Here is a 25821-nt window from a genome sequence, read left to right as displayed (position 1 = left end):
ACAGAAAGGGCGCCATGAAGGAAATCCGAAGATTTCCTCCATGGCGCCTACTTAACGTGGGGTTATGTCACAACCCCTTTATTTTGTGTTCAAAACAGCCCATTTTCTGAAAATACTTGACAATATGTCGTAACGACCTATAATCAGTACCTGTCGTAACGACATATAATCACTTTTACTTGGGGGAAGACAGACGCGTGTATGAATTATTGATTCTGGGAGCATTGCTGGTGCAGGACCGGACCGGTTACAAGCTGCGGGAGATGCTCGGTAGTATGCTTGAACCGCAACGCAAGATTTCTAACGGTGTTATTTATCCGGTGCTGCACAAAATGGCGGTGGCCGGGTACATCACTCTAGAGGAGACCGCCGAGTCTGGACGCAAGCAGAAGCTGGCCCACATCTTACCCGCTGGGGAGCAACGCTTCAATGAGTTAATGACGGCCCCAGTACCCCTAGATGCGAAGCGGGAAGAGACCTACCGCTTTAAGTTTCATAATCTATACCGTGTCAAGCCAGTGCAGCAGCAGGCCATTTTGCACGCGTACCGGGTTGCCTGTCAGCAGGATCTAGAGTCATCCCGGGCCCTGGACCGGCACCTGCAGCGGCTAAGCGAAAGCGCTGACCGGCCGGATACCGACTGGATTCGGCGGACCATCCGGCTCCAGATGGCCGTCAGTCAGAGCAAAATCGACTGGGCGGACCAACAACTGGCCGCAATCAATCAAGATAAGGAAGTTAATTAATGAATAAAGCAACAAAAACTAGTTACCGCCAGTGGATGGCACTGGCGGCGATGTCCCTTGGCACTTTCATGGGGCTGCTCGATGTGACCGTTGTGAACGTGGCATTGCCAACGATGGCAACGAGCTTCAACGAAAGTTTCAATAATTTGCAGTGGGTGCTGAATGCCTATACCTTAATTTTGGCCGTCAGTCTGCTTGTGGTTTCCAAGCTGGGTGATATGTTCGGTCGCCGTAAAATTTTTATCGCCTCGCTGGTATTATTCATGATTGCATCAGCGGTTAACGGCATGGCCCAGAACCTGCTTGTTCTAGACATCGGCCGCGGAGTGCAAGCCATTGGTGGTGCGGGGATGAACTCCCTGTCCATGGCCCTCGTTGCGTCCAACTTCTCCGGCCGCCAGCGCGGGACCGCTTTGGGAATCTTGGGCTCAGTCATCGGTTTGTCGACCGCTTCCGGCCCACTAATTGGTGGCTACCTAGTCGGGCAGTTTGGCTGGCCATCAATTTTCTTTATTAACATTCCAATTGGAATCATCGCCATTATTTTGACCATCGTTTACGTCAAGGAAACCCCCAGTTACGGTGCTGGTAGCAAAATCGACTGGTGGGGCATGCTGCTCTCCGCGGCGGGCTTGTTCGCCGGCGTTTACGGTTTGATTCAGAAGGAAAGCCACCCGCACTGGGCCTGGACCGACATGCGTATCGCCGGCTGGCTCATTGCGTTCGTGATCATCCTTGTAGTCTTCATCTGGGTTGAAAAGAAAGTCACCGCGCCAATGATGGACCTAAACATGTTCAAGAGTGTGCATTTTGTCGGGGCGATTGCTGTTGCCCTAGCGCTCGGGATCGGAGTCTATTCCTTCAACGCCTTCCTGACCGCTCTAATGCAAAATTACATCGGCTACTCCGCGCTCCAGACGGGTGTCCGGCAGCTGGTTATGAGTGTCTGGTCCTTGATTCTCGGACCGGTGACCGGAATCCTTGGTGCCAAGTATTCGAAGAAGTGGATGATCAGTGGTGCCATGTTCCTCGGTGGCATTGGCTTCATCATCATGGCCAACGCGCTGACCGTGCAGCTATCCTATTCTGAATTGTGGCCCAGCATGGTGTTGTTCGGGATTACTAACGGCTTGGTCAACCCGCTGCTCAACACTGCTGGCATGGAAGGCGCGGCGCCCCAAGAGATGGGGATGGCGTCCGGCCTGCTGAACGTGTTCCGGCAAATCGGGACCACGGTCGGGGTCGTTGGCCTCGGCCTCGTGCAGACCTCGCGTTACGAGAGCTACCTGAGCGCGCACATCGACAACATCAAAATGCTGCCGGCAGCCGCGCGGACAGGTTTACACAAGGCGCTGATCACGGCGGGCCCGTTCTCTGGCCACGAGATTGCTTTCTCCAAGCGCCTGAGCCACGCACCGTTTGCCCATGACTTCCAGCAGCTCGTGCTACGGGCCTACCACTCAGGGATGGTTGGTGTGCTGTTCACAGCCGCGGGGGTCCTCTTCGCAGGCGGGTTGGCGGCAGCCATCCTGATGCGCGAACACAAGGGGAGCGGCGACGTAGCCTAACTAAGCTAATATTCATTGCAAAATTTGATTTTCGGGTCGTACTCTTCTGAGTGCGGCCTTTTTTATTTACGTTTGTGGTGCTGGGGGCTGCCGCGGGGAGGGGCGCTGCTGCTCCCGATTGCTTCCGGACGGTGGGCGCATTTTCCTCCCACCCTACGCTTCGCTTCGGTGTCCATTACCTCTAAGTGCTAAAGCACTAAGAGTAATGGCTTCGCTGGCGGTAGTGACAGACAGGCATGCTGGCGCCGCTTTAGGCTTGGCTCTCCGATGTCCGGTGTCTCTAGGTGCTAAAGCACCAAGAGCTCCGGCAAAAATCGCCAAGTCTTCCGCTGAGTTCCGAGCCCGCGTCGCTACGCTCCCTCGCGGTCTCTCCACTCGCGCCGATAATTACTAGCCTAGCCAAAAAACAGCTAGGCTAGTAATTATCGTTTCAGCATGGTCACTACCGCCAGCTTTGTTCCCGGAAAAGGCGCCCGCCGCCCTTATAGAGATGTTCTTGATGAACGCACGTCTGCGCATTTGGTGTTCTTACAAGATGCAGTAGCCTTTGCACACTGACTAGTGGGCCTTAATTGCATTCTGTTTGTATGGGTGTTTGACTGACAAACAGTACCGAGGAGTATGCGGAGAGATTAATTGTTGATCGAGCAGTGAGTAATCTTGTATGTTGACAAGATGTTTGTGAGCATTAGGTGATCTAATCCACTACCAGCATTAGAAAACTAACGTAGCCGGGAGGGGTGCCGCTGCGTAGTGGAGTATATGCCGCGTAAAGCCCAAACAGTTGTTAAGCAGTGGGTTTCTGCTTAACAACTGGGGGTGAAAGCAGGACCGCGTTGAGCGTAGCGATGCGGGCCTGGTTTTAGGCGTAAGACTCGCGCAGCTAGTCTGTAGCCGGCCCCGGGCTGTTCCACGCGAAAGCATATACGCAACGAAGCAGCGGCACCCCTCCCCGCGGCCGTCCATAGCGCCCATAGCGTCCATGGAGTCTCAACATTACCCTGGTTCACTTACAACTTGCAAGCGCTGTTTTTTAATTGCACTTATGCACCGCTATGCACTTGCTTGCCGCAGCTAAAGGAGCGCGTGCTGGCGGCAATCGCGAACACTAGCCAAGTTTGCCAGCTACCTTTTATGCACACATGTGGTTGTCATTCGGCTTCAGGCCACTACATATAGTGGCCAAGAGGGCATATAATGTACTCTAGCATGTTAAGAAAGGTGCGGTGATTTGCGATGGATACGGCGACGAAAATTGAAATGGTGCAGAAGCGAACCGGTAATACGGAACCGTTTAACGCGAGCAAGTTAACAGACGGAGTGCAGGCTGCCCTCAAGGCGGTGGGCGCCGCTGCGGCTGCTCCGGCTGACCTGGAGCAGCTCGTGGCAGCGGCTAGAGATTGCGGTGACACGGCGGATATTGCTGAGCTGTGCGTTCAGTGGCTGGATGACCGTGATGTGGCGGCTGGTCAGCGCTACCGGGAACACCGGGCGGCGATGCAGGCCCAGCGTGATCAGAGCAAGAATTTGAACGTGGCGCTGAACCGCCTGTTGCAAAAAGATGCAACGGTCGTCAACGAAAATGCGAACAAGGATAGCGAAGTCTTCAACACCCAGCGGGACCTGACCGCCGGGACGATTGCCCGGGCGACCGGCCTGAAGATGCTGCCCAAGGCCGTAGCCACCGCGCACATTAAGGGTGACATTCACTGGCACGATTTGGACTACCAACCATACAGTCCGATGACTAACTGTTGCCTGATCGATTTTGCCGGCATGATGCAAAATGGCTTCAGCATCGGTAACGCCACCATGGGCACGCCGCAATCCATCCAGACGGCGGTGCTGCAGATGGTGCAGATCATCGCCAGCGTCGCATCCAGTCAGTACGGTGGTTGCAGCAGTGACCGCACCGATGAAGTCCTCGCACCTTACGCGATGAAGAATTACGAACGGCACCTGCGCGACGCCGCCGAGTGGATCGATGACCCGCAGCGGCAGGAAGATTATGCGCGGCAGAAGACCAGCGCTGATATTTACCAAGCGATGGAGAGCCTTGAATACCAGATCAACACGCTTTACAGCTCTCAGGGGCAGACACCGTTCACAACGGTTGGTTTTGGCCTGGGCACGAGTTGGGCGGCCGTGGAGATTCAAAAGGCCATTTTGAAGGTCCGCATTAAGGGCCTCGGCACCGAACGGCGGACCGCGATTTTCCCAAAGCTGGTCTTCACCATCAAGCGCGGCCTCAATCTGAACCCCGGCGACCCGAACTACGCAGTGAAGGAGCTGGCGGTCGAGTGTGCAACTAAGCGCATGTACCCTGATGTTTTGATGTACGACAAAATCGTTGAGCTCACTGGCAGCTTCAAGGCGCCAATGGGCTGTCGCAGCTTCCTGCAGGGCTGGCACGATGAAAACGGCAAGGAAGTCAACTCCGGGCGGATGAACTTGGGGGTTGTCACCCTGAACTTGCCGCGTATCGCGCTGGAATCTGAAGGCAGTCAGGATGAGTTTTGGGCAATTATGGAGTCGCGGCTTAAGGTCTGCCACGAGGCGTTGCAGTTCAAGGTTGCACGCGCTAAGCAGGCCAAGCCGAAGAACGCGCCAACGCTGTACATGTACGGTGCGTTCGGCAAGCGGCTGCCTGCCGATGGGAACGTTGACGACCTGTTCAAGAACGGCCGCGCGACTGTCAGCCTGGGCTACATCGGCCTGTACGAAGTCGGCACCGTGTTCTACGGCCCAGACTGGGAGCAGAACCCCGAGGCGAAGGCCTTCACCATTAGCGTCGTTAAGAGTCTGTACGATCACTGTAAGCAGTGGGAGGCTGAAGAGGGCTACCACTACTCGGTTTACTCAACGCCATCCGAGAGCCTGACGGATACCTTCTGCCGCGCTGACACCGCTAAGTTTGGCAAAATTCCGAACATCACCGACAAGGAATACTACACCAACAGTTTCCACTACGATGTACGCAAGAGTCCGACGCCATTTGAAAAAATTGATTTTGAGAAGGACTACACTAAGTACTGTTCCGGCGGTTTCATCCACTATTGTGAGTACCCGAACCTGAAGCAGAATCCCAAGGCGCTGGAAGCCGTTTGGGACTACGCTTACGACCGGATCGGTTACCTCGGCACGAACACGCCGATCGACCAGTGCTTCAAGTGCGGCTTCAAGGGTGAGTTTGCCCCGACCGCGCGCGGGTTCAAGTGCCCGCAGTGTGGTAACACCGACCCCGCAACCTGTGACGTTGTTAAGCGGACTTGCGGCTACCTGGGCAACCCGAACCAGCGGCCAATGGTGCACGGGCGCCACATGGAAATCGTCAGCCGCAAGAAGCACATGACCCTCAGCAACAACCACATCGCGCTGGCTGGGGATGACGGCCTGCAGGATTAATTTTGGAGGCAATCAATGAGTGAAGGAAGACCATCAAGAGTCAGGACCGCGCCGCGGAATCCCAAGCCAAAAGAGTGGCGGGCCGCGGACCTGTCCCACCAGTACGTTGCTAGTTACAAGCCCTTTAATTTTGTCGACGGGGAGGGTGTGCGCTGCTCGCTCTACGTGTCCGGTTGCATGTTTTCTTGCCCGGGCTGTTACAACCTGGCCGCGCAGAACTTCCGTTATGGCAAGCCCTACACGCAGGAGCTCGAAGATCAGATCATCAAGGACATGGCCCAGCCATACGTTCAGGGCCTGACATTACTTGGCGGTGAGCCCTTCCTGAATACCCAGGTCTGCCTCAAAATCTGCCGGCGGATTCGGGCTGAATTTGGGCACACCAAGGACATTTGGAGCTGGAGCGGCTACACCTGGGATGAGTTGCAAAAGGAAACGGACGACAAGTTGGAGTTGCTGCACCTGATCGATATTTTGGTCGATGGCCGCTTTTTGGAACCCAAGAAGGACCTGACGCTGCAGTTTCGCGGTAGCTCCAACCAGCGGATCATCGATGTCCCGGCGTCATTTGAGCAGGGCAAGGTCGTTATTTGGTCCCGCTTGGTTAGATAGGTGGCCCTAACGAATATGAAACTAGCAGATTACCACGTTAAATGCATTAACGTGCCAGCTGCGCTAGATGAGCAGCTGGTTGTGGCCCTCGCGCGGACCACGGACCCAGAACTAGGTGTGGACATGTTGAACTTGGGGCTGGTGTACAGTTTGGAACTACGCGCGGATAATAGCTGGCACATTGAGATGTTGCTGACGACGATCGGTTGCCCGTTGACGGATTATCTGGAAATGATCATGAAGCACGCAATGGCACTGGTCGTCCCCGATGCGCCCGTTACCGTGCAGTTTCGCATGGAGCCGTCCTGGACGCCGAAGCTAATGAGTCGGGCCGCCCGGCTGACGCTAGGGGTGCCGGCGGATATGTAATTATTAATCAGTAGTTGGGAGAGCAAAATGAGTAAGCTGGAGATAATTGATTTACACGTGGCTGTGACCGCAGACGGTGTGCAGCAAGAGATCTTGTCTGGAGTCAACCTGACCATCAACAGTGGTGAGGTCCATGCCATCATGGGCCCGAACGGCACCGGTAAGTCAACGCTCTCCGAGACCATCATGGGCAATCCCAACTACCAGGTAACTGGCGGTGACATCCGGCTGAATGGCCGCAGCATTTTGAACATGCAGGTAGACGAGCGGGCGCGGGCCGGCTTGTTTTTAGCTATGCAGTATCCGCCTGCGATTGCCGGCATCACGAACGCCGAGTTTATCCGCGCCGCCGTGAATAGCCGTCGCTCTGCGGATCAGCAGGTGGGGGTCATGAACTTTCTGCCGGAGTTGGACAAACGTCTGCACCAGCTGGAGATGCCGGAAGACATGGCCGAGCGCTACCTGAACGCGGGTTTTTCCGGCGGTGAGAAGAAGAAAAACGAAATTTTGCAGATGCTGATGATTCAGCCCGCCTTTTCGATTCTGGATGAAATTGATTCTGGACTCGACATTGACGCGCTGCGGATCGTTGCGGCTGGGGTCAACAGCATGCGTGGCCCCAAGCACGCGAGCCTGATTATCACGCACTACCAGCGGCTGCTCAACTACATCGTGCCCGACGTGGTGCACGTGATGAAGGGTGGCGTCATCGTTGAGAGCGGTGGCCCCGAGCTGGCAAAAGAACTGGAACAGACCGGCTACGAGCACTTGGGGGCGGAGTGATGACGCAGGCGGAGCAAAAGGACAGCACGCTGACCTGGCCCCTGCTGCCCAAAATGAGTTGGCGGCACATTTTGCGGCCGGTAGCTGCGGCGGTGGGCAAGCCCCAGGTGCAGTCAGTCGCGGATAATGGCAACAAAGTGGCACCTGAGCCCATTGCGGTGGTCGATAAGCTCGATGAGGCCCTGCGAAGTGGTGACAACTGGCAATATTTTCAGGTGCCAGCGGACTATCGTGGGGATCAGGAACTAGTGATTACTGTTGGTACGGCCGCAAATGCCAATATCGCGATTGCGATTGGTGCTAATGCGCGGGTCCACATCCGTGAACAACGCTGGGCGCAAGCAACGCGGGGCCAATTGCATAATGAGGTGCGGCTGCAAATCGGCGCAGGTGCCCAGGTCCGTTACTCGACAACCGATAATTTTAGTGGTAGCGACGTGCTGATTTACCGCCGGGCCGAGTTGGCAGCTAACGCGACGCTTGACTGGTACGCCGGGATCTTCGGCGCTGTTACCGGTGCTTTTGAGCACCGTGTTGAACTTCTCGGCACCGGCAGCCAGGCGCACGTTAACACGGCTGTGCTGGCTGGTGGTAGTGGCCAGTTAGTTTGCACGAGTCGGGTCACGAACCGCGGCCGGCACACGCAGGGAACCATCAAGCAGCACGGGGTCGTGACTGGTAGTGCCCACCTGATCATGAACGGGATCGGGAGCATCGTCCGTGGCGCCCGCGGTAGTGATGCGCAGCAGGAGAACCGGGTACTGATGCTGACGCCGGACGCACGGGCGGAAGCGAACCCACTGCTGTTGATCGATGAAAATGATGTCACGGCCGGGCATGCGGCCAGTGTTGCCGCGGTGGATCAAGACCAGTTGTACTATTTGAGTACCCGGGGCATCAGCAAGGACGTGGCGCTGCGGCTACTCGTGCGCGGCTTCTTACTTGGTATCTTGCCCGGCGACTTGCCCGCCGCGACGCAGCAGGCGCTTGCGGCAAGCATTGACCAAGTTTTGCAGGGGAGCATCAGTTCGGAGGGGGCGGCAAAGCATGAGTAGTGATGCAGCAGAACAAGACTGGCGCGCGGACTTTCCGCTGTTTGCCGCGCAGCCGCAGTTAGCGTATTTTGATCAGGCCGCAACGGGCCAGTATCCGCAGCCGGTGATTACGGCGCTGGATACATACATGCGCAGTCAAAATGCGCCGCTCCACCGGGGCCTGTATAAGTTGGCTTATAATGCGACGGAACAGTTTGAGGCGGTGCGGACGCAGGTGGCGCAGTTCATCAACGCAGCAGCTGCCGCGCAGGTTATCTTTACCAGCGGGGCGACCGCCGCGTTGAACCTGATTGCACTGGCGTTCGGTCCGCAGCATGTGACCGCGGATAGTGAAATCATTGTCAGTGTCGCCGAGCACCACAGTAACTTCCTGCCCTGGCAGCGGCTCGCGCAGCAGACCGGGGCGAAGTTACTAGTAGCACCAATCACCGCTAATGGCGCGATTGATGAGGACTGGGTGCTGGCGCACATCAATCAGCACACGGCCATTGTTGCGCTTGCCCACGAGACGAACGTGTCCGGGGCGCACTTGCAGCAGGCACCAGCGATTGCGGCTGCCGTGCACGCATGCGGCGGCTACTTTGTCCTCGATGGCGCCCAGGCCATCGGGCACCAAGCTGTTGATGTGCAGGCACTGGACTGTGATTTTTACGTCTTTTCCGGTCACAAAATCTACGGTCCCAGTGGCACCGGCTGCTTGTATGGACGCAGTGAATTGCTTGAACAGATGCCGCCACTGACCCTTGGCGGCGGCATGGTGGATACCGTCAGCGTGACCAAAGCTACCTGGGCGGAGCTGCCATGGCGGCTGGAGGCGGGCAGTCAAAATGCCCTGGGCGTGATCGGCTTGGGCGCCGCAATCAGTTACCTGCAGCCGCGGCGGCCGGCATTTACTGCGCACACGGCGGCCTTGACCCAGCAGTTACGGGCCGCGCTGGCAAACATCCCTGACGTGCAGATATACAGCGCGCCGGATGCCTGCGCGACGGTCAGTTTTAATGTTCAGGGCGTGCACGCGCACGATCTGGCGACCTTTTTGGACGAGCAAAATGTAGCGATTCGGGCCGGCGACCACTGCGCCCAGCCGCTCATGCACGACTTGTGCGTCAGTGCCGTGGCGCGGGCAACGCTCGGGGCCTACACAACGGTAGCGGATTGTCAGCGGCTGGTAGCGGCGGTGCAGGCCGCACGCGACTTCTTCTTAGGAGGCGAAGCCCAATGAGTTTGACACGCATTCAGCAGTTATACCGGCAGGTGCTTTTGGATGCCGCCGCCGCTCCGCATACGTGGGGCGAACTCGGTGCCCAGCCGCAGCAGTTGCGGGCGGTCAACCCAACTTGTGGCGATAAGCTGGTGCTTAGCGTTAACGTGGCAGCCGGTGCGGTCCAGGGCTTGCAAGCTGACGTCACTGGCTGCACTATCTGTCAGGCCAGCGCGGAGCTAATGATCCGGACTGTTCACGGCAAAACGCCAGCGGAAGCGCAAAGTAGTTGCAGCAAAATGTGCACCCTAGTTCGGGACGGTACGCCGCAAACTGGGCTAGGTGATGCGGCTGTGCTTGCGTCCGTGCACGAGTTTCCGGCGCGGGTGAAGTGTGCGCTGCTGGCGTGGACGACCTTGGCGCAGTTGCTGGAGGAATAAGGCAGCTGGCAGTCAATTTTGGGAGGGACCTGACTACATGTTAAATACTAAGAACACTAAGAATAACGAGCAGGTCGCTGCCAATGCCAAGCAGCTGGCGGCGGCCACGAATGACGCCGCCCCCCGCGTTGATTACGCCCCCATTTATTCAACGGGTCGCGGTCTGAATGCGGATATCGTTCGCGCAATCTCTAAGGCGAAGCACGAGCCGGAGTGGATGCTGCAGGAACGGCTCAGCGCGTACGCTGAATACCAGCGCCAGAGTCTACCGCATTTTGGCCCTGACCTGAGTGGCCTGGATCTCGACAGCATGCGTTACTACCAGAAGCCAACCGATCACCCCGTCCGGTCTTGGGCGGACGTGCCGGCTAGTTTGAAGACGACTTTTGAACAAATGGGGGTGCCGGCAGCCGAGCGTGCATACCTCGCCGGGGCCAGCGCCCAGTTTGAGTCGGAGGTCGTCTACAGTCATATCAAGACCGCCGTGGAAAAGTACGGCATCATCTTCTGCGGCATGGACGAGGCGCTGCAAAAGTATCCGGAACTGGTACACCAGTACTGGGGCAAGCTCGTGCCCGCCAGCGACAACAAGTTTGCCGCGCTGAACACCGCCGTTTGGTCGGGGGGCACTTTTCTGTACGTCCCAGCCGGTGTTCAGCTCGACACGCCGCTGCAGGCCTTCTTCCGCATCAACGCGGAGAACACCGGGCAGTTCGAGCGGACGATGATTATTGTGGAGCCTGGCGCCCACATCAATTACGTTGAGGGCTGCACCGCGCCGACTTACTCCACGGCCAGCTTGCACGCCGCCGTCGTTGAAGTCTTCGTCAAGGAGAACGCCTACGCCCGCTACACGACCATTCAGAATTGGAGCAACAACGTTTACAGCCTGGAAACCAAGCGGGCGCAGGCGTTGGCCGGCGCGACGATGGAGTGGGTCGACGGCAACCTCGGCAGCAAAACCACGATGAAGTACCCCTCCGTCTACCTTGACGGGGAGGGGGCGCACGGCACGATGCTGTCGATTGCGGTGGCCGGGCACGGGATCACGCTTGATTCCGGCGCACGCATGATTCACAACGCACCCAACACCACCTCCTCAATCGTCAGCAAGTCGATTGCCAAGGACGGCGGGGCCACTGATTACCGGGGTACAGTGCGCTTCACGGACAAATCCCATGGCTCCTTTGCCCACGTCGAGTGCGACACGATCCTGATGGATGAGGCCAGCCGCAGCAACACTATCCCCATCAACGAAATCAATTGTAACGACGTGGCGATGGAGCACGAGGCCAAGGTCAGCAAGCTCAGTGAGGCGCAGCTCTACTACCTGATGAGCCGCGGCCTGAGTGAGGCCAAGGCCACCGAGATGCTCATCATGGGTTTCGTCGAGCCCTTTGCCAAGGAATTACCGATGGAGTACGCGGTGGAGTTGAACCGCCTGATCAAAATGGAAATGACCGGGGCGGTCGGCTGACACAAAATCTTCATTTTTACGCGTGCAGTTTCACAATTTTTTCACGGCGTACACCGCAAGATATTCACACCGCGCCACTATAGTAATCAGCATAGAGTTGCAGGAACCCAGAGCCTGCAGCCCAGACTTCTTCTTCATATTTCTCCTCCTCAAAGTAAACAAGTCGCCGGAGCCCAGACCGGCGCAGTAGGGAAGACGGCTACGGCCGCCTTTTTTGCTGTTTTAAGAATCAAACTAAGCTGTTCGCCATGAAATTCCATTTCCATATGCTTTACCAATGTGGCAAAATTTGTGTGTGCAGTAAAAAAGCGAAGTTGTCACGCTCGCGATTATCGACATTGAAGATTACCTCTGAAGGAGGAATGCAAGATGTTAAATCGGCAGAATAAGATTAACCCCAATGATCTTGGCGAATATTCCGCTGCGGACACGATTGCAGAGATGCTTGATAATTATCACATCACTCAAGTTGATTTTGCTAAACGCATCGGGATTTCGGAAAAACACCTGTCGCAAGTGTTGCACCGTAAGGCATTCGTCTCCCCGACCGTGGCGCTGGCGATTGAAGAAGTGACGGGGATTTCAGCGCAAATGTTGCTTAGACTTGATACTAGCTACAGACTTGCCCACACCGATGAGCCGCTAGCCAGCGCCAAGCCCAACAATTCCGAATATCTAAAGCAGTATGATTGGTCAAAGCAAGTAAGCAGTGATGGCGAACTGTAAACAACTGCTACGTGTTAAATCACATTCAACCAGCACAAAAGGGGCGTCATCCGCAACGGGATGGCGCCCTTAATTAATTGATAGCGACACACTCTGAATCACTTATCCTGCGGTAGCGCCGGCTTTCCAAAGTAGTAACCCTGCTGACGAAAAATACCGCTTTGCCGGTAGGAGTAATCCGATTCCTCTTGGTTCTCAACGCCTTCAAGGATGAACTCGAGATTATGCTGTTCAGCGATTTTCTTCCAAAAGGCGATCCGTTCTAGTAGCTGCTTGCTGTCGTTGGTCTTGCGCAGGTTTTGCATCGCGAACTTGATTCCATCGATGTAATTGAACATGTGCAGGACCAGTTCATAACTGTTGTCGCTGCCCACGTCGTCGAGGTAGATTTTGATGCCATTCGCGTGGTAAATCTTCGAGATGCGCTCAACGGTCACCAGGTCGGGTGCGTCCATGATTTCGATAACGAATTCTTTGAGCCGCGGTTCGTGCCGCTTAAAGTGTACAAAATCATTAGCAATTTCTGCGTCACTGAACTGCTTGGCCGTCAGGTTGACCGTTACGTTGGGAACGTTACTGTGGTTTAGCACCCGTTTGATCAAGCTGATCTGCGTGGTCGTGGGAATCTCAAAATCATCGGGGAGCCGCCACTGATTACGGTCGAAGGCGCGCAGCAATAGTTCGTTCAGCATCACTGGGTGACTAGTTGGCCGCACGTCAACGATTGGCTGGGCAAAGTAAGTGTAGTCCGGTAGCCAGTCTCGTGCTTGCCGAGCGTGTTGCGGCACCCCTTCAACGGTGATGGCATCGCGACCGCTGTGCTTGCTCTGCGTCATGCTCGAATTAGCCCGTTTGTACAGCGGGTCGACGTCCTTATCAATTGACTGGATCTGCGATAAGCCAGCCGAAATCGTCAACATGACTTGATTATCCTTGTAGGTGAATATGTGCGTGCGGATAGTATCCCAGCAGTCCAGGATGATCGGGGCGGCGATGGTGGTCGGAGTGTTGACGAAGATAACGCTAAACTCCTCACCGCCAGAACGGAACAGGTGCGATTCGGCGCTGTATTGAAGCAAGACGTTCTGCAGTTCCTCAACCACCTGGGTCAGAATTTCATTTGCGCCCATGTGTCCGTAACGCTCATTGATATCCGCAAAATGGTCAATATCCATTACAGCCATCGTCAGGGGTTGGTGGCTCTGTTTCGCACCCTCAAACAGGCTGGCAACATTGCGGGCGTACGATGCATAGACATTGTTGACGGTTAGGTCTTCACTAGCGGCCTGGCGCGCGGCCAGTTTATTCCGGCGCTTGTAAATCCAGTATGCGCAGGTCAATGCCGTCATCAGTAGGTACGCCCCGATGCTTAGGTACACGTGCAGCGTAGTTAGAGTGACGTTCGGAACGGTCAGCCAGTACGCCAGGGAGATGTAGGCCCCAGCGGCCATGCAGTACCAAAAGCGGTACCGCAAGTCCCAAATGCGGAGCCGAATCAAGACCAATAAGCCAGCTAAACCGGCAAGCGTTAGTAGCACTTGGGGCGTGACCAGGTTTGCCCAGTGGCCGGCAATCCAGAACGCAAATAGTGCGGCGCAGCGGAGTAGATACTCCAAGCGGCCCAACTGGTTGTCGAGCACCGGAAAGGCAACCAAAAATAAGCCGATGCTGGCATAAATCCAGGCACTTTGAATGCTGGTCATACTGGTCGCAATCAGCAGTCCGGAAAGTATCCAACTAGTTAGCGGGAGGGCGGTGCGAATGGCAATTTGTTGCCATTTGGTCAACGAGGTATTGCCAACCACTCGTTGCCAAATCAGCGTGTAACCGAGGACCAAAGCACAGACAAAACCAATCGCAAAAACAAGTAAAGCAACCTGCGGCAGCAGGACTGCTGGGTCAATTGTTGCAAACATATTCTAAATCACCCTCCAGATGTGTATCACGGGCGCAATGCTAACGTAGCCAAAACGTTCCAAGTGAACTTTATAACCATTTTTATGAGCGGAAAATACCGGAATGAATATTTCGCTACCTATACACGATATATTATAAAACTGTTTATGCAATTCTGAAAGTGACGATTGGCCGGTTTAGACCAATTATTGAAATACAATGTGTGGCCACTTTTACAAATCTGGATGCGGGCAAATTTTGCTGATTTTGTCTTACTTGATTTGGCAAACCGGCCGGGTTATCAGCGACATTCGGTGGTAATTATGCTGGACTAACATTACTCAAATACATTTCAATTAGACTAATCTAATTATGCAAATTTGCAAATTAATAATGCTGGCAGTAGTGATTATTAATCCATCTATCTTGATTATCTTTCCACAAGCGTTTACTTGACTAGTTTGTGCAATGCAACTATGATTTAACTATCAAGTAATGCTCAGTGCTTTACGCGTAATTCGCGCGCAACGCCCCAATTTCCCCAATTCAGGGGGAGCTGGGGCGTTTTGCATCTAATTCACTTGAAAATAATGGAGGTAAATTAATATGGCTAAGGTAGCAGATGATTTACAGGATTTCTACGATGAAGAGGAAGCCAATCCAGACGGTGAATTGGTTCGTTTGGAGTTCTTCGACAAGGTTGATTTTGACCCGAAGTCGGACCCGGTTCTGAGCAAGATGGGTGACTGGCACTGGAACGATGCCGAGGACCACATGATGCTAATCACCAAGAAGACCGAGAATTACGACGAGCCCGCGATGTACAAGGAAATGAAGAAGCTTGGCATCCCTGTGACCGCCTTTGAAGTGCGGCACATTAATGCTGGTAAAGCAGAACCTGCACTGATGGAATAGTTTCAGTTAAGGTTTAGTGATTAAAGGGTAGCTGTCGCGTCCGCGGCAGCTGCCTCTTTTTTGCATCCAGGGCCTTAATACTAGACAATTAACGCCGAAATGCGGTACAAATAACTGGTAGCATAAAACAATTGATGAAGAGGACGTAATGACTAAAACATTATTCTTTGGTGCCGCACTGGTTGATGCACTCATGAACGTTCCGCAGGTCCCGCAGAGTGCTGGCAACGTGCTGGGCGACTTTCTCGAATACCAAGTTGGCGGCTGCGCCATCAACGCCTTTTGCGCACTGCGTTACGCCGGCGTCGATGCGGATCTGTTTGTCCCAGTCGGTCACGGTGCCAACGCGGACCGGATCAGCGCCTACCTGCAAAATATTGGCGTCACCCCGCGGGTCATCTCCGGGACTCCCGATAACGGTTGGACCGTTGCGATGATTGAACCGAACGGGGAGCGCACCTTTATCGTCCTGCCGGGGATGGAGCAGTTGTGGCGCGATAACTGGTTCAAGCACCTCGACATGAACAGTTACGGTCAGTTCTACCTGAGTGGCTTTCAGCTGAGCAATCCGCTGGTTGCGGCGGCCTCGATTGCCGCGCTCGAGCAGCGGCCCAAGGATTCTCTTTTGCTGTTTGACGTTGCGGCGCGGATCAAGAGCGTCGACAAAACGCTGCTGGACCGGTTGTTGCGTTCCGGTGTCATTGTGCACTGCAATGAGGCGGAACTACCGCAAATTGCGCAGGGAGCTACTTTTGCTGAGCAAGTCCACTACTTGCACGCGCTGACCCACCAGCCAGTCGTCGTGACGCTTGGTGCTAAGGGCACTTACTACTACGTGGACGCGGACAATGATGGCATCGTGCCCGGGGTGGCGGTCAAGGTCGTCAACACTGTCGGTGCCGGCGACACCCACTGCGGTGGGATGCTGGCGGGGCTCGCCCAGGGACTGGGTTTGCCCGAAGCAATTGCGCTGGGGAACCGGCTCGCGGCCAAGGTGTGCGGAATGCAGGCCAACATGTTACCAGTGCACGGTTAATGTCAGCGTTGCCAAGACCCGCTGCGAGTAATAATATGGTTCTATGTACATATTATTGTGCGCAGGGGGGTGTCACCTTGAACATTATTATTGAAATACTCATTGCAGTCATTGGCCTGGGGCTTTGTTACCTGGCCGCAAGTAAGCGGGTTACGGATAACAAGCACGTCAACACGGTGTTGCTCTTTATTGGCTTCTGGGTCATTGCGGCCGCGGTTTACATGGCGATTTTCTGAAGTATGTGAATATTAAATATTTTGGCGTCGGCCGCGTTCGCGGTGGGCGTCATTTTGGTGTAAAAATGACTGCAGTTAGTGTAAAAGTTAACGTGTATTTTTGCTTGAATAACTCCGGATGATTTTGTCAGTATGGATAGACCGCTGAATTGCGCTAAGCCGCATTAAATCAAGATTGACAGCGCATACATCAGACGGCTAAGATGAAGTTAAGAGTAGAAACTGCAGGCAGAATCACAAAACGGAGGTAGACACTATGGCAACGATTCGTGAATATAGCCGTGTCGACATTGGCCCGCAGAATGCACTGTTCAACAACTTCAAGACGCTGGTTGAATCTGCGTTCTACGGCAACAACGTGACGCACGTGGCGGATTTACGCACCGCGTACAGTAACGCGCTGCAGGCACCGGGCGTCGTGGTAACAGATATGCCGGTTGAGCACGCCGCGGAGCTCGGCTTACCGGACGATGCAAAAGTAATTGTGAGCAACGATGGCCGCGTGGTTGGCCGGACCGCGGCAGCACGCCGGATTATTGGCCAGCCCGGGATCGATGCCAAGAAGTATGCGGATGTGCTGCGGGAGGCAGTCTTCACTGGCACCCGGCGGCCGTTTTATAGTGGTGACGTCATCGTCGGTCTGGATCCAGAATTCATGGTCCGCGCGCACCTGATGCTGAACCAGAATTACGCCGCCAACTTCTATTCCTACCTACTTAATTTCCAAATCGCGACGCGTAAAATCATGGGGATGTATGCCCAGTCGACTGAGTATCAGGAAAATGATATTTATGTCTACGCTGATCCGGATTGGTCCTCCCCGGACTTCCCGAACGGGCTGGCACTGTTTGATCCGACCCATAATGTCGCCGCGATCCTCGGGCTGCGCTACTTCGGTGAGCTCAAGAAGGCGACGTTGACGTTGGCCTGGGCGACCGCCCACCGGAATGGTTTCACGGCTTGCCACGGCGGGATGAAACGTTACGACCTTGGCGCCAGCAAGTTCACCATGGCCGCGTTCGGCCTGTCTGGGTCCGGCAAGTCCACCATCACGCTCGCCAAGCACTCCGGCAAGTACCACGTTGACGTTCTGCATGACGACGCCTTTGTCATCAAGCGGGACACGGGCACGACCACCGCGTTGGAACCGGCGTATTTTGACAAAACGGCTGACTACGCTCCTAGCGACCCCGTATTGCGCTACGTGCTGACCTGTCAGAACGTCGGTGTCACGCTGGATGACCACGGTGAGAAAATCGTGGTGACGCAGGAAGTGCGCAACAACAACGGCCGGGCCATCAAGTCGCGCTTCATGACGCCGAACCGGGTCGACCATATCGATGAACCGCTGGACGCCGTGTTCTGGATCATGAAGGACGATACGCTGCCGCCAGTGGTGCGGGTGGATGATGCTACGCTGGCCACCGTTTTTGGGGCGACCCTCGCTACGAAGCGCTCGACCGCTGAGAACCTCGTCGGTAAAGTCGACATGAACAAACTGGTCATCGAACCCTTTGCGAACCCGTTCCGCTGCTACCCACTGGGTGAGGATTACGCCGCCTTCAAGGAACTGTTTGCGGGCGGGCGGACGACTTGTTACATTTTGAACACTGGTTACTTCAATGGCAAGAAGGTCACCCCGAAGGACACTTCGGGGTCGATCGAAAAAATCGTTGAGCATGCGGCCGAGTTTGCGCCATTCCCACTGCTGCCAGAACTGCAGTACATGCCAATTGCCGGTTTTGACGTGCCAACTGGTGATGCGGAGTATGCAGCGCGGTTGCACGCCCGCCTGCAAGATCGTCTCGACTTCCTGAACGCGAAGCAGACTGCTGATGATGGTTACAACGCCGTACCGCAGGAGGCTGCGGATGCGGTTCAGGAGCTGCTGGCGCGACTGGGATAATCATTTAGTCTAGCTTGAAGGGGGCGGGCAGACCGTGTTAGTCTGTCCGCCCCTTATTGTGTGCTTAAAATAGTTAATGATATTTTATGTTCTCCACCCAAAGGCTGATGCGCGGGTGCATAATGTAAAGCAAAATGGTGCTGTTGAGTAAGGGCTTACTACTGGGTGGAGGAAGAAAAATGTTCGTACTATTTCTGGGCATCACGCTACGTTTCACACTATTAGCAATTATTGTGGCACTGTTGGGCTGTTGGCAACTGCTGCGGCAGGGCAAACACAAACGGGTGCGCATGGACCTGCTATTGAACGTGCTGCTGTTTATTGTGGCAACAATGTGGATTTACGTTGTCTTGCCGGAACCAAGTATCGCAACCACCGTTCTGGGTAACCTCGGGACCTTGACCATCAGTGCGCTGATTCAGGCCCTGCTAACGAGCAAGTTCAAGCTGCCGAATGTTGCGCTTAATTTTGGTAAGCTCGGCGGCAAACACGATGGGCAGACAAAGGCCAAGACGGACGTCACTCCGGGCCAGCACCGGCGGCTCAGTTTTGCCGCGATTACTGGCTGGAGCCTAGCGCTGTTTGTGATTGCTATGGTTGTGTTCGCTGTCGCCGGCATGACCGATGCTAAGAAAATCGCCAGCAGCGCACCCGTGGTGACGCACAACAGTACCAGTAATGCGCCGCTGCCAGTGGTCGACGCCAAGAGTCAGCAGGTGCCCGTGGTCAACACGCCGGCGACCGTGCTCACCCAGATTAACAACTCACTGAGTAATATTCCCAACGCGAACGTTTATGAGGTCAAGCACGTCCGGGCCCAAGTCTATCGCCGCAAAATGGTGTACGTGGCGCCACTGGATTTTGACGGCAGCTTTCTGCGCTACATGCGTTACCGCAAAGTGGACGGCTACTTCATGACTGATGCCACCAGCAAAACCGCGCGACCGCACTTCGTGAAGCGGGCGCTGCGTTACACCCCGCAAGCATACTTTGGCAAGGATGCGCGGCGGCTGATGTACGCCCACACCGCGCAGAGCAGTTACGTGCTGATGAGTAACGCCCCGCAGCTGGAAGTCGATGACAAGGGGACGCCATATTACGTGAGCACCCTGGTTAAGCGCTACGGTATGACCAATCGGCAGGACTTCCGCGATAAGGCCGTGGTGACCCTGAACGCCGAGACCGGGACGGTGCACTTCTATAAGCGCTTGGCGGCAAAGCCTAAGTGGCTGGATGTCGCCGTGGATCCAAATACTGCGGGTGCCCAGGTCAACTCCTGGGGCACCGAACGGAACGGTTGGTGGAATGCCAACGGAATCGGTGGCGGCCAGCAGGGCGTCATGGTCGCGGTTGGCGGCGCCGGCACTGAGGGCGAAGACAACGAGCTGACCCCCGTGCTGTACAAGGGCCAAATCTACTACCAGCAATCCCTGACCAGTGCTAAGTCCAGTCAGACCTCAGTCATGGGCTTCATCTTCACCGACGCGGCTAGTGGTAAGAGCTACTACTACCGCGAAGAAAAAGACGCGATGACGCCGGACCGGGCGCAGCGGCTGGCCAAAGACATGATGAAACAGACCGGATGGAAGCCGAAGATGCCGCTACTTTACCGGATTGATGGCCGGCCGACTTGGATCGTGTCGATGCTCGATTCCAGTGATGCCTTCCGCAGTTACGTCTACATGCTCGCGTCCGGTAACGGAACCTCCAGCACGGTGGCAACCGGGGATGACGCGCAGAGTGCCCTCAGTAAGTACCGGACTTTGTTTGGCGGCGGCCTCAACGCTAGCGCAACTAATGGCAAAAAGAAACACGTCAGCGGCACCATTTTGCGGACTAGCCGCGCCGGGGACACCATGTCCTTCCTGCTCGCTGCTGGGCAGACCGTTTACAGTATCAGCGTGAAGGAATACCCACTCGCTCAGTTCATCCGTGAAGGGGACAGTGTCAGCTTCACCGCCAGGGTCAGTGGGCAGAATGCCACGGTGGTCAGTCCCATCAAGGACGCGCAGCTGCCAGCCAAGTAGGGGTAACAAAATGCAAATCAGTCTGGAGAATGATTGACGGGAGCGCATTAATACCTAATAATCAGATTAGCGATTAAGGATGGAGGACATCAAGGATGGACTACAACGATTTTATACTCAGCAATGCGGGCAAGTTTCCCAGTGAGGACCTGCCAATTTTGCGCCAGCACATGGCTGCTGCGCCCAAGGAGGCCCAGTACCCAGTCATGACCGCGGCCTACAAGGAACCAGTACTCGCCTTCGTGCTGTCATTTTTCCTCGGCACGATTGGGATCGACCGCTTCTACGTCGGTGACATCGGCTTGGGCGTCGGCAAACTCTGTGCGACCATTTTCACCTTCGGCATTGTCGGGGGCGTGTGGTGGTTCGTGGACCTGTTCCTGATCATGAAGGCCGCCAAGCGCAAGAACTTTGAAAGCGCGATGCGGATTCTCAGCTATGCCGGTGCTGGTAGCACGCAGGCAGCAGCGCCGCAGCCAGACGATGACAGTAAGGACAAAGACGACGATTCCTCCGACTTCGATGACTTCTAAACCCGGCGCGCCGTGCAATTAGTGGCGCAGAATGCTATAATACTCGGGCATCGGTTTCGGCCGCGACGTGCGCGGCGACGAATATAAGGAGGCAATTGTTATGGCAAAAGAACTTGCTGTTGGTGATAAGGTTGACGTTAAGAAGAACAACGACGTACCTTTGGCATTCACAGGTACCGTTGAAAAAATCTACACGAATTCCGCACTCGTCACCATCGACGACTTCGACAAAGAAGACGCGGTGACCGTCGAAGACCTGAAACACCGCACGGTCATCAACTTCAAGAACCTCCGTGTGGACGGACAAGAAGTCGTTGCCCCAGTCATCGAAGAAGAAGAAAACACCAACAAAAAGAAACCCGCAGATAAGAAAGCGGAGCCAGCCAAGAAGGCAGAAACAGATCCTAAGGCTGACAAAGAAGCAGATAAGAAGCAGGACAAGAAGTAATTCTTGCTCCGTACGCCAAAATGGCGGTCACAATTTGTGGCCGCCATTTTTGTCGCGTAGTCGAGCTGCGCGGGACTGAAGCTTGCGCTTTGCACACTCCGGAAGTAATGCCAAAACCCGGCATTTCTCCCGGAGCACACAAATGCTCAGCTTCAAACCGTCTCGTTTCGCTCTGTGTACAAGAAAAGGCCCGCACATTTTGCGCGGACCCAACAATTATTCGGAATCATGATTATTCTTGTTGGCATCGTCTTCGTCTTGGGGTTCATCATCACTCACTTGCGGCGGGTTCAGGACGAACTGCCACAGGAAGAGGTCGCAGGCGAAGAGGTAGGCGCACATCCCCATCAGGAAGAGCGCGCCGATGTTGACGGTGACGACCCCGTAAAGTGTGAAGCAGAGCAGGGCAATCACGAAGAAGCGCCCCCGCTTGAGGGAGGTGTCTAGGCCATCCCGCTGGTACACGAGTAGGTACAGGGCAAGGGCAACCGTGTAAATCGCCAGCAGAATGATCATCCAGATGGCGAAGTTCACGGGGATGATGCGGCCGTTGATGAACAGGCGCGTGACGTTAGCCATCATGAGGATGGTGGCCATGAGCGGCATGTGGATCAGCAGTGCAAACATTGACGACTGCTTGGTGTGGGCATCAATGCCGAGCTCAACGACCAGTAAGTAACTGGCAAGCATCAGCACCGTGCTGACGAAGAAAAGCACCGGCTGGAGCTCCAGGTTCGCCAGGCTGTCGGTGACCTGCATCACCGAGCGGGCGAAGAGAAGCACGGTGAAGAGGGTGATGCGGGTGCTGATGGCCCGAAAATGGCTGTTGGTTTCGGGAATCCGGTTCCGCAGCAGCCACGGACCGCCGGCGGGGATGAGGATACCGATCACGTACAGTATCTGTCCGCCCATTGCTGGTCCGGGCACGATGGTCGCGAAGCAGGCAATGACGCCGCCCAAAAGCAGGGGCACAATGAAGGCCGGTTGTTTGACGGCGCTACCCCGCCCGTTGAGCCAGTACTGACTAGCCAAACTGAAGAACAGTAGGGCGGTGCTCAGCTTAGTGCTGATTGTCGGTGCGACCGTCCAGACCCCAATTGTGGTGGTGAGGTAGATACTCAGGAACAGGTTTAGCGCTAGGTAAAGGCTGTCGAGTAGCGGCCGCGCCGGAGCCCTGCTGGCGTAAATCACCTGGTAGGTCCAGACCGTCCAGCTGCAGAGGGCCATGAGCCCAAAGGACACGCAACTGCGCCAGTCGATCGTGCCGCGATTGGCGTACAACAGGCTGCGGGCGAGCCGGTCGATGACAAAGGTGAAAATAATATCGTAGAACACTGCGGACATGCCGAGCGGTCTTGCTTTGCTCTGCGCCACGGAGACGCCTCCTTCCACGTTGCGAGCAGGAGGCGCGCAACGTCAAAATTTCAGAAAAATCATTACTATCATTCTACTTGTTTTCCTTAGGTGCGGCAAATTGATCCGCGGGGGCTGGTGTTCGATAAGGAGGTACCCGCAGCAGCCATCCGGGCTGGGGCGGATTTTCACTCGCCGGCAGCGTTCAAGCACTTACTTGAATGGTGTATACTGGATTTTGGAACTAGTTGCCGGGGTCAGTTTCGCCCGGCAAACAATGCGCATCTTGAAGGAGTTATGATGGTTGAACTGGTACTAGTACGGCACGGCGAGAGTACCGCCAATTACAATAATACATACACTGGCTGGTCGGACGTTCCGCTAACCGCAAACGGGATGTACCAAGCCCGGGCGGCGGGGGCGCGGCTGGCGCGCGCGGGCATTCAGTTTGGCGCCGTGCACACGTCCATGCTTAAGCGGGCGATCTTGACGGCCTACATTATCCAGGACGAGATCGGGCAGGCATACCTACCCATCACCAAGAGCTGGCGCCTCAATGAACGGCATTACGGCGCGCTGCGGGGCCTCAATAAGGACGCCAGCCGGCAGCTATTCGGCGTGAAACAAGTCGCGCAGTGGCGGCGGAGTTATATTGCCGAACCACCGCAACTGGTCACCAAGGCGCAAGAACGGGCCTACGCTCGCTGGCCCGAGTCAGTGGTGCCGCGGGGCGAGAGCCTGGCGGATGCGTCCGCCCGCCTCTTGCCGTACTGGGTCGACCACGTTGCGCCGGCACTGCGCGCGGGGCAGAATCAGCTCATCGTCGCGCACGGCTCAACATTGCGCGCCCTGATCAAGTACCTGGAACAAATCAGTGACGCGGACATTGATGGCGTTGAGGTCGGTAACGCAGAGCCGATCGTTTACGACCTGGATGATCATCTGAACATCATTAAAAAGACGATTTTGCACGTTGATTAGAAGCAAAAGACGCGACCTCCGGAAAAAATCCGGAGGCCGCGTCTTTTTCGTGCATATTACTTGAAATTAAGAATCCACATGAAGCCAATGAAGACGAAGAAGAGTGCGTACATGATTGGTGAAACTTCCTTGCCGCGCTTGGCAGCAATCATCGTGATCGGGTAGACGATGAAGCCCAGGGCAATCCCATCGGAGATACTGTAGGTGAGGGGCATGCCGAGGACGATGAGGAAGGCAGGAATGGCGATTTCCATCTTGCCCCAGTCAACGTACTTGAAGTTCTGCGCCATCAGTACCCCGACGATAATCAGGGCGGGGGCGGTCACTTGCGTTGTGACTACCGCGAGCATTGGCGAGAAGAAAAGACCAAAGAGGAATAAAATCCCGGTAAAGATGGAGGTCAAACCACTGCGACCCCCAACCGCGATCCCAGCTGAAGATTCAACGTAGGCGCCGACTGGTGAGGTCCCCAGTACGGAACCAACCAGCATCGCTGTGGAGTCAGACGCGAGGGCGCGGCCAACGCGGGGCATTTTGTTGTCCTTCATGAAACCGGCCTGAGTGGCCAGACCAACCAGGGTGCCCGCCGTATCAAAGAAGGTGACCAGCAAGAAGGTCAAAACGACGACCCACAGCTGCAGGGTGTTGATGTCGCCAACATGGTGGATTGCCACCATGAAGGTTGGTTTCAGGCTTGGCGCAGCGGAGATGATGTGGGCTGGTGCTTTAATGAGGCCAGTCACGAGACCCAAGATGGTCGTGCAGACCATCCCGATGAAGATCCCGCCCGGAATTTTGCGGACCATCAGGATGGCGGTAATAACGAGGCCGAAGATGGTGAGCCAGGTGGTTGGCACGGTCAGTGAACCCAAGCCGACCATGGTGGACTTGTTAGCGGTGATGAGGCCGCCATCACTCAAACCGAGGAAGGCGATGAAGAGGCCAATCCCACCGGAGATGGCGTACTTCAGATCGGCAGGGATTGCATCGATAATCTTTTCACGCAGGCGGAAAATCGTGATCACAATGAAGATTAGTGAAGCAACGAACACACCGGCCAGGGCCGTTTGCCACGGAATTTTCATCCCGATGCAGACGGAGTAGGCGAAGAAGGCGTTGATCCCGAGGGCAGGGGCGGTCGCAATTGGGTAGCGCGCGAGTACCCCCATCAGGATACAGCCCAGGGCACTCGCCAGGGCGGTCGCCGTGAAGACGGCACCCTTGTCCATGCCGGACGCGCCCAGAACGGACGGATTGACGAAGAGAATGTAGGCCATTGAAATAAAGGTTGTAAAGCCCGCCAGCATTTCCCGACGAACGTTGGTACCAAGCTTCTCTAATTCGAAGTATGATTTCATCTTTGTGATCATGTATTTTCCTCCAAACACGAACATTCGTGTTTTTTACTTGCTGAAACAACGTGACTTATCATACATTAATTCATCATACTTGTAAATTGTTTTTGATTATCTAGTAAACCCGAACATTCCTCGCCAAAAATGGAGGCTGTTCGCCAGCGATTGTCAAGCACCAATCGTGAAAATAACGGCTGCAAGTGGGGGTGATTGGCACTCACCAGCCAGCTTGGGGACCAATCAGGCAAGACAGCAATGACGACGCAGAAAGTAGCCGCTGCACTTACCACTTGATTTTCACACCCGGAATGATTCTTGAACCGTAGCTAATGGGGATGCGGATGGGTAACCACCAGTGGTTAGTGGTGTATACCGCTGACCAATGCATAAATACACGGGCACTAGTGTGCATGGGGAGTGCCAGTCTAGCGGCAATGAAAACTCAAAATGCTATGTTTAGCCGGAATAACCAATTAATTTCAGGAATAACATGCAGATAAATTTAGACCGATTATTTTTGCCTTATAGGCAGGCGTTCGTTCTGGGCCGACTAGTATGTGTTCTTACGGCCTTTTGTATAAAAACGGTTGTTATATATGTATGGTATACGAACGTTGAATAAAGCGCATATCGCGCTTAAAAATTCAGAAACGCGTTGACACGGGCAATGGAAGCGCTACTATTGGTATGTACCGATTAACGAGAGCGCGCTTGTTGATTAGTTTTAATACTTGCCATATACATTTTTGTTGC

General features: G+C 55.1%; 22 protein-coding genes. 19 read left to right on the top strand and 3 right to left on the bottom strand.

The features are described 5' to 3' along the window. Positions 1-197: 197 nt before the first annotated feature. From GN107_RS06500 to GN107_RS06450, 11 genes are all read left to right on the top strand, one after another. Positions 198-746 (top strand): PadR family transcriptional regulator, encoded by a 549-nt coding sequence (locus GN107_RS06500; protein WP_196246304.1) that lies wholly within the window; start codon positions 198-200, stop codon positions 744-746. Further along, the gene (locus tag GN107_RS06495) at positions 746-2314 is read left to right on the top strand and encodes an MFS transporter (RefSeq protein ID WP_155287540.1); all 1569 of its coding nucleotides are present in this window, start codon (positions 746-748) and stop codon (positions 2312-2314) included. Before GN107_RS06500 ends, GN107_RS06495 begins: the two co-directional genes overlap by 1 nt. Before the next feature lie 1236 nt (positions 2315-3550). Next, positions 3551-5719 carry an anaerobic ribonucleoside-triphosphate reductase gene (nrdD, locus tag GN107_RS06490; RefSeq protein ID WP_155287539.1) on the top strand — a complete coding sequence of 723 codons (2169 nt, stop codon included), beginning with the start codon at positions 3551-3553 and terminating at the stop codon, positions 5717-5719. Positions 5720-5734: 15 nt separating this feature from the next. Then, entirely contained in the window at positions 5735-6331 is a 597-nt protein-coding gene (gene nrdG, locus GN107_RS06485; RefSeq protein WP_155287538.1) for an anaerobic ribonucleoside-triphosphate reductase activating protein, read from the top strand. Between the two features lie 15 nt (positions 6332-6346). Continuing rightward, a complete protein-coding gene (locus tag GN107_RS06480; protein WP_155287537.1) occupies positions 6347-6700 on the top strand; it encodes a metal-sulfur cluster assembly factor in 354 nt (117 codons plus the stop codon). 27 nt (positions 6701-6727) lie between these two features. Then, the gene (gene sufC / locus GN107_RS06475) at positions 6728-7483 is read left to right on the top strand and encodes a Fe-S cluster assembly ATPase SufC (RefSeq protein WP_155287536.1); all 756 of its coding nucleotides are present in this window, start codon (positions 6728-6730) and stop codon (positions 7481-7483) included. After that, positions 7483-8538, top strand: coding sequence for a SufB/SufD family protein (locus tag GN107_RS06470; protein WP_155287535.1), 1056 nt, complete (start codon positions 7483-7485; stop codon positions 8536-8538). Before sufC ends, GN107_RS06470 begins: the two co-directional genes overlap by 1 nt. After that, a complete protein-coding gene (locus GN107_RS06465) occupies positions 8531-9760 on the top strand; it encodes an aminotransferase class V-fold PLP-dependent enzyme (protein WP_155287534.1) in 1230 nt (409 codons plus the stop codon). The genes GN107_RS06470 and GN107_RS06465 overlap by 8 nt, the downstream gene beginning before the upstream one ends. Next, entirely contained in the window at positions 9757-10179 is a 423-nt protein-coding gene (sufU, locus tag GN107_RS06460; RefSeq protein ID WP_155287533.1) for a Fe-S cluster assembly sulfur transfer protein SufU, read from the top strand. The genes GN107_RS06465 and sufU overlap by 4 nt, the downstream gene beginning before the upstream one ends. A gap of 37 nt (positions 10180-10216) precedes the next feature. Continuing rightward, complete coding sequence (gene sufB, locus GN107_RS06455) at positions 10217-11656, top strand: Fe-S cluster assembly protein SufB (protein ID WP_155287532.1); 1440 nt, start codon at positions 10217-10219, stop codon at positions 11654-11656. Positions 11657-12025: 369 nt separating this feature from the next. Then, positions 12026-12382: a helix-turn-helix transcriptional regulator gene (locus GN107_RS06450; RefSeq protein ID WP_155287531.1), complete on the top strand. Its 357-nt coding sequence runs from the start codon at positions 12026-12028 to the stop codon at positions 12380-12382. 98 nt (positions 12383-12480) lie between these two features. Here the strand turns inward: GN107_RS06450 and GN107_RS06445 are convergent, their stop codons facing one another. Beyond that, the gene (locus tag GN107_RS06445; RefSeq protein ID WP_155287530.1) at positions 12481-14298 is read right to left on the bottom strand and encodes a GGDEF and EAL domain-containing protein; all 1818 of its coding nucleotides are present in this window, start codon (positions 14296-14298) and stop codon (positions 12481-12483) included. Between the two features lie 586 nt (positions 14299-14884). Between GN107_RS06445 and GN107_RS06440 the strand changes: the two genes are divergently transcribed. The 7 genes from GN107_RS06440 (at position 14885) to GN107_RS06410 (ending at position 21379) form a co-directional block, all read left to right on the top strand. Continuing rightward, entirely contained in the window at positions 14885-15193 is a 309-nt protein-coding gene (locus GN107_RS06440; RefSeq protein WP_155287529.1) for a hypothetical protein, read from the top strand. 148 nt (positions 15194-15341) lie between these two features. Continuing rightward, on the top strand, positions 15342-16229 hold the full coding sequence (locus GN107_RS06435) for a PfkB family carbohydrate kinase (protein WP_155287528.1): 888 nt from the start codon (positions 15342-15344) through the stop codon (positions 16227-16229). A gap of 77 nt (positions 16230-16306) precedes the next feature. Beyond that, a complete protein-coding gene (locus GN107_RS06430; RefSeq protein WP_155287527.1) occupies positions 16307-16465 on the top strand; it encodes a hypothetical protein in 159 nt (52 codons plus the stop codon). A 256-nt stretch (positions 16466-16721) separates the two neighbouring features. Next, positions 16722-18371 carry a phosphoenolpyruvate carboxykinase (ATP) gene (locus tag GN107_RS06425; RefSeq protein WP_155287526.1) on the top strand — a complete coding sequence of 550 codons (1650 nt, stop codon included), beginning with the start codon at positions 16722-16724 and terminating at the stop codon, positions 18369-18371. 179 nt (positions 18372-18550) lie between these two features. Continuing rightward, a complete protein-coding gene (locus GN107_RS06420; protein ID WP_155287525.1) occupies positions 18551-20398 on the top strand; it encodes a hypothetical protein in 1848 nt (615 codons plus the stop codon). A 95-nt stretch (positions 20399-20493) separates the two neighbouring features. Beyond that, positions 20494-20931, top strand: coding sequence for a TM2 domain-containing protein (locus tag GN107_RS06415; RefSeq protein ID WP_155287524.1), 438 nt, complete (start codon positions 20494-20496; stop codon positions 20929-20931). 100 nt (positions 20932-21031) lie between these two features. Continuing rightward, positions 21032-21379 (top strand): DUF2187 family protein, encoded by a 348-nt coding sequence (locus GN107_RS06410; protein ID WP_155287523.1) that lies wholly within the window; start codon positions 21032-21034, stop codon positions 21377-21379. A gap of 216 nt (positions 21380-21595) precedes the next feature. Here GN107_RS06410 and GN107_RS06405 read toward each other — a convergent pair whose 3' ends face one another. Beyond that, positions 21596-22753, bottom strand: coding sequence for a low temperature requirement protein A (locus GN107_RS06405; RefSeq protein WP_155287522.1), 1158 nt, complete (start codon positions 22751-22753; stop codon positions 21596-21598). A 279-nt stretch (positions 22754-23032) separates the two neighbouring features. Between GN107_RS06405 and GN107_RS06400 the strand changes: the two genes are divergently transcribed. Continuing rightward, a complete protein-coding gene (locus GN107_RS06400; protein ID WP_155287543.1) occupies positions 23033-23713 on the top strand; it encodes a 2,3-bisphosphoglycerate-dependent phosphoglycerate mutase in 681 nt (226 codons plus the stop codon). A 56-nt stretch (positions 23714-23769) separates the two neighbouring features. Here the strand turns inward: GN107_RS06400 and GN107_RS06395 are convergent, their stop codons facing one another. After that, positions 23770-25083 carry an NCS2 family permease gene (locus GN107_RS06395; RefSeq protein ID WP_155287521.1) on the bottom strand — a complete coding sequence of 438 codons (1314 nt, stop codon included), beginning with the start codon at positions 25081-25083 and terminating at the stop codon, positions 23770-23772. Between the last annotated feature and the right edge of the window lie 738 nt (positions 25084-25821).

Source organism: Lacticaseibacillus zhaodongensis, from assembly GCF_009687905.1.
Taxonomy (GTDB): Bacteria; Bacillota; Bacilli; order Lactobacillales; family Lactobacillaceae; genus Lacticaseibacillus; species Lacticaseibacillus zhaodongensis.
Note: the sequence above shows the minus strand (reverse complement) of the source record. Positions and strands in the feature narration are given on the sequence as shown.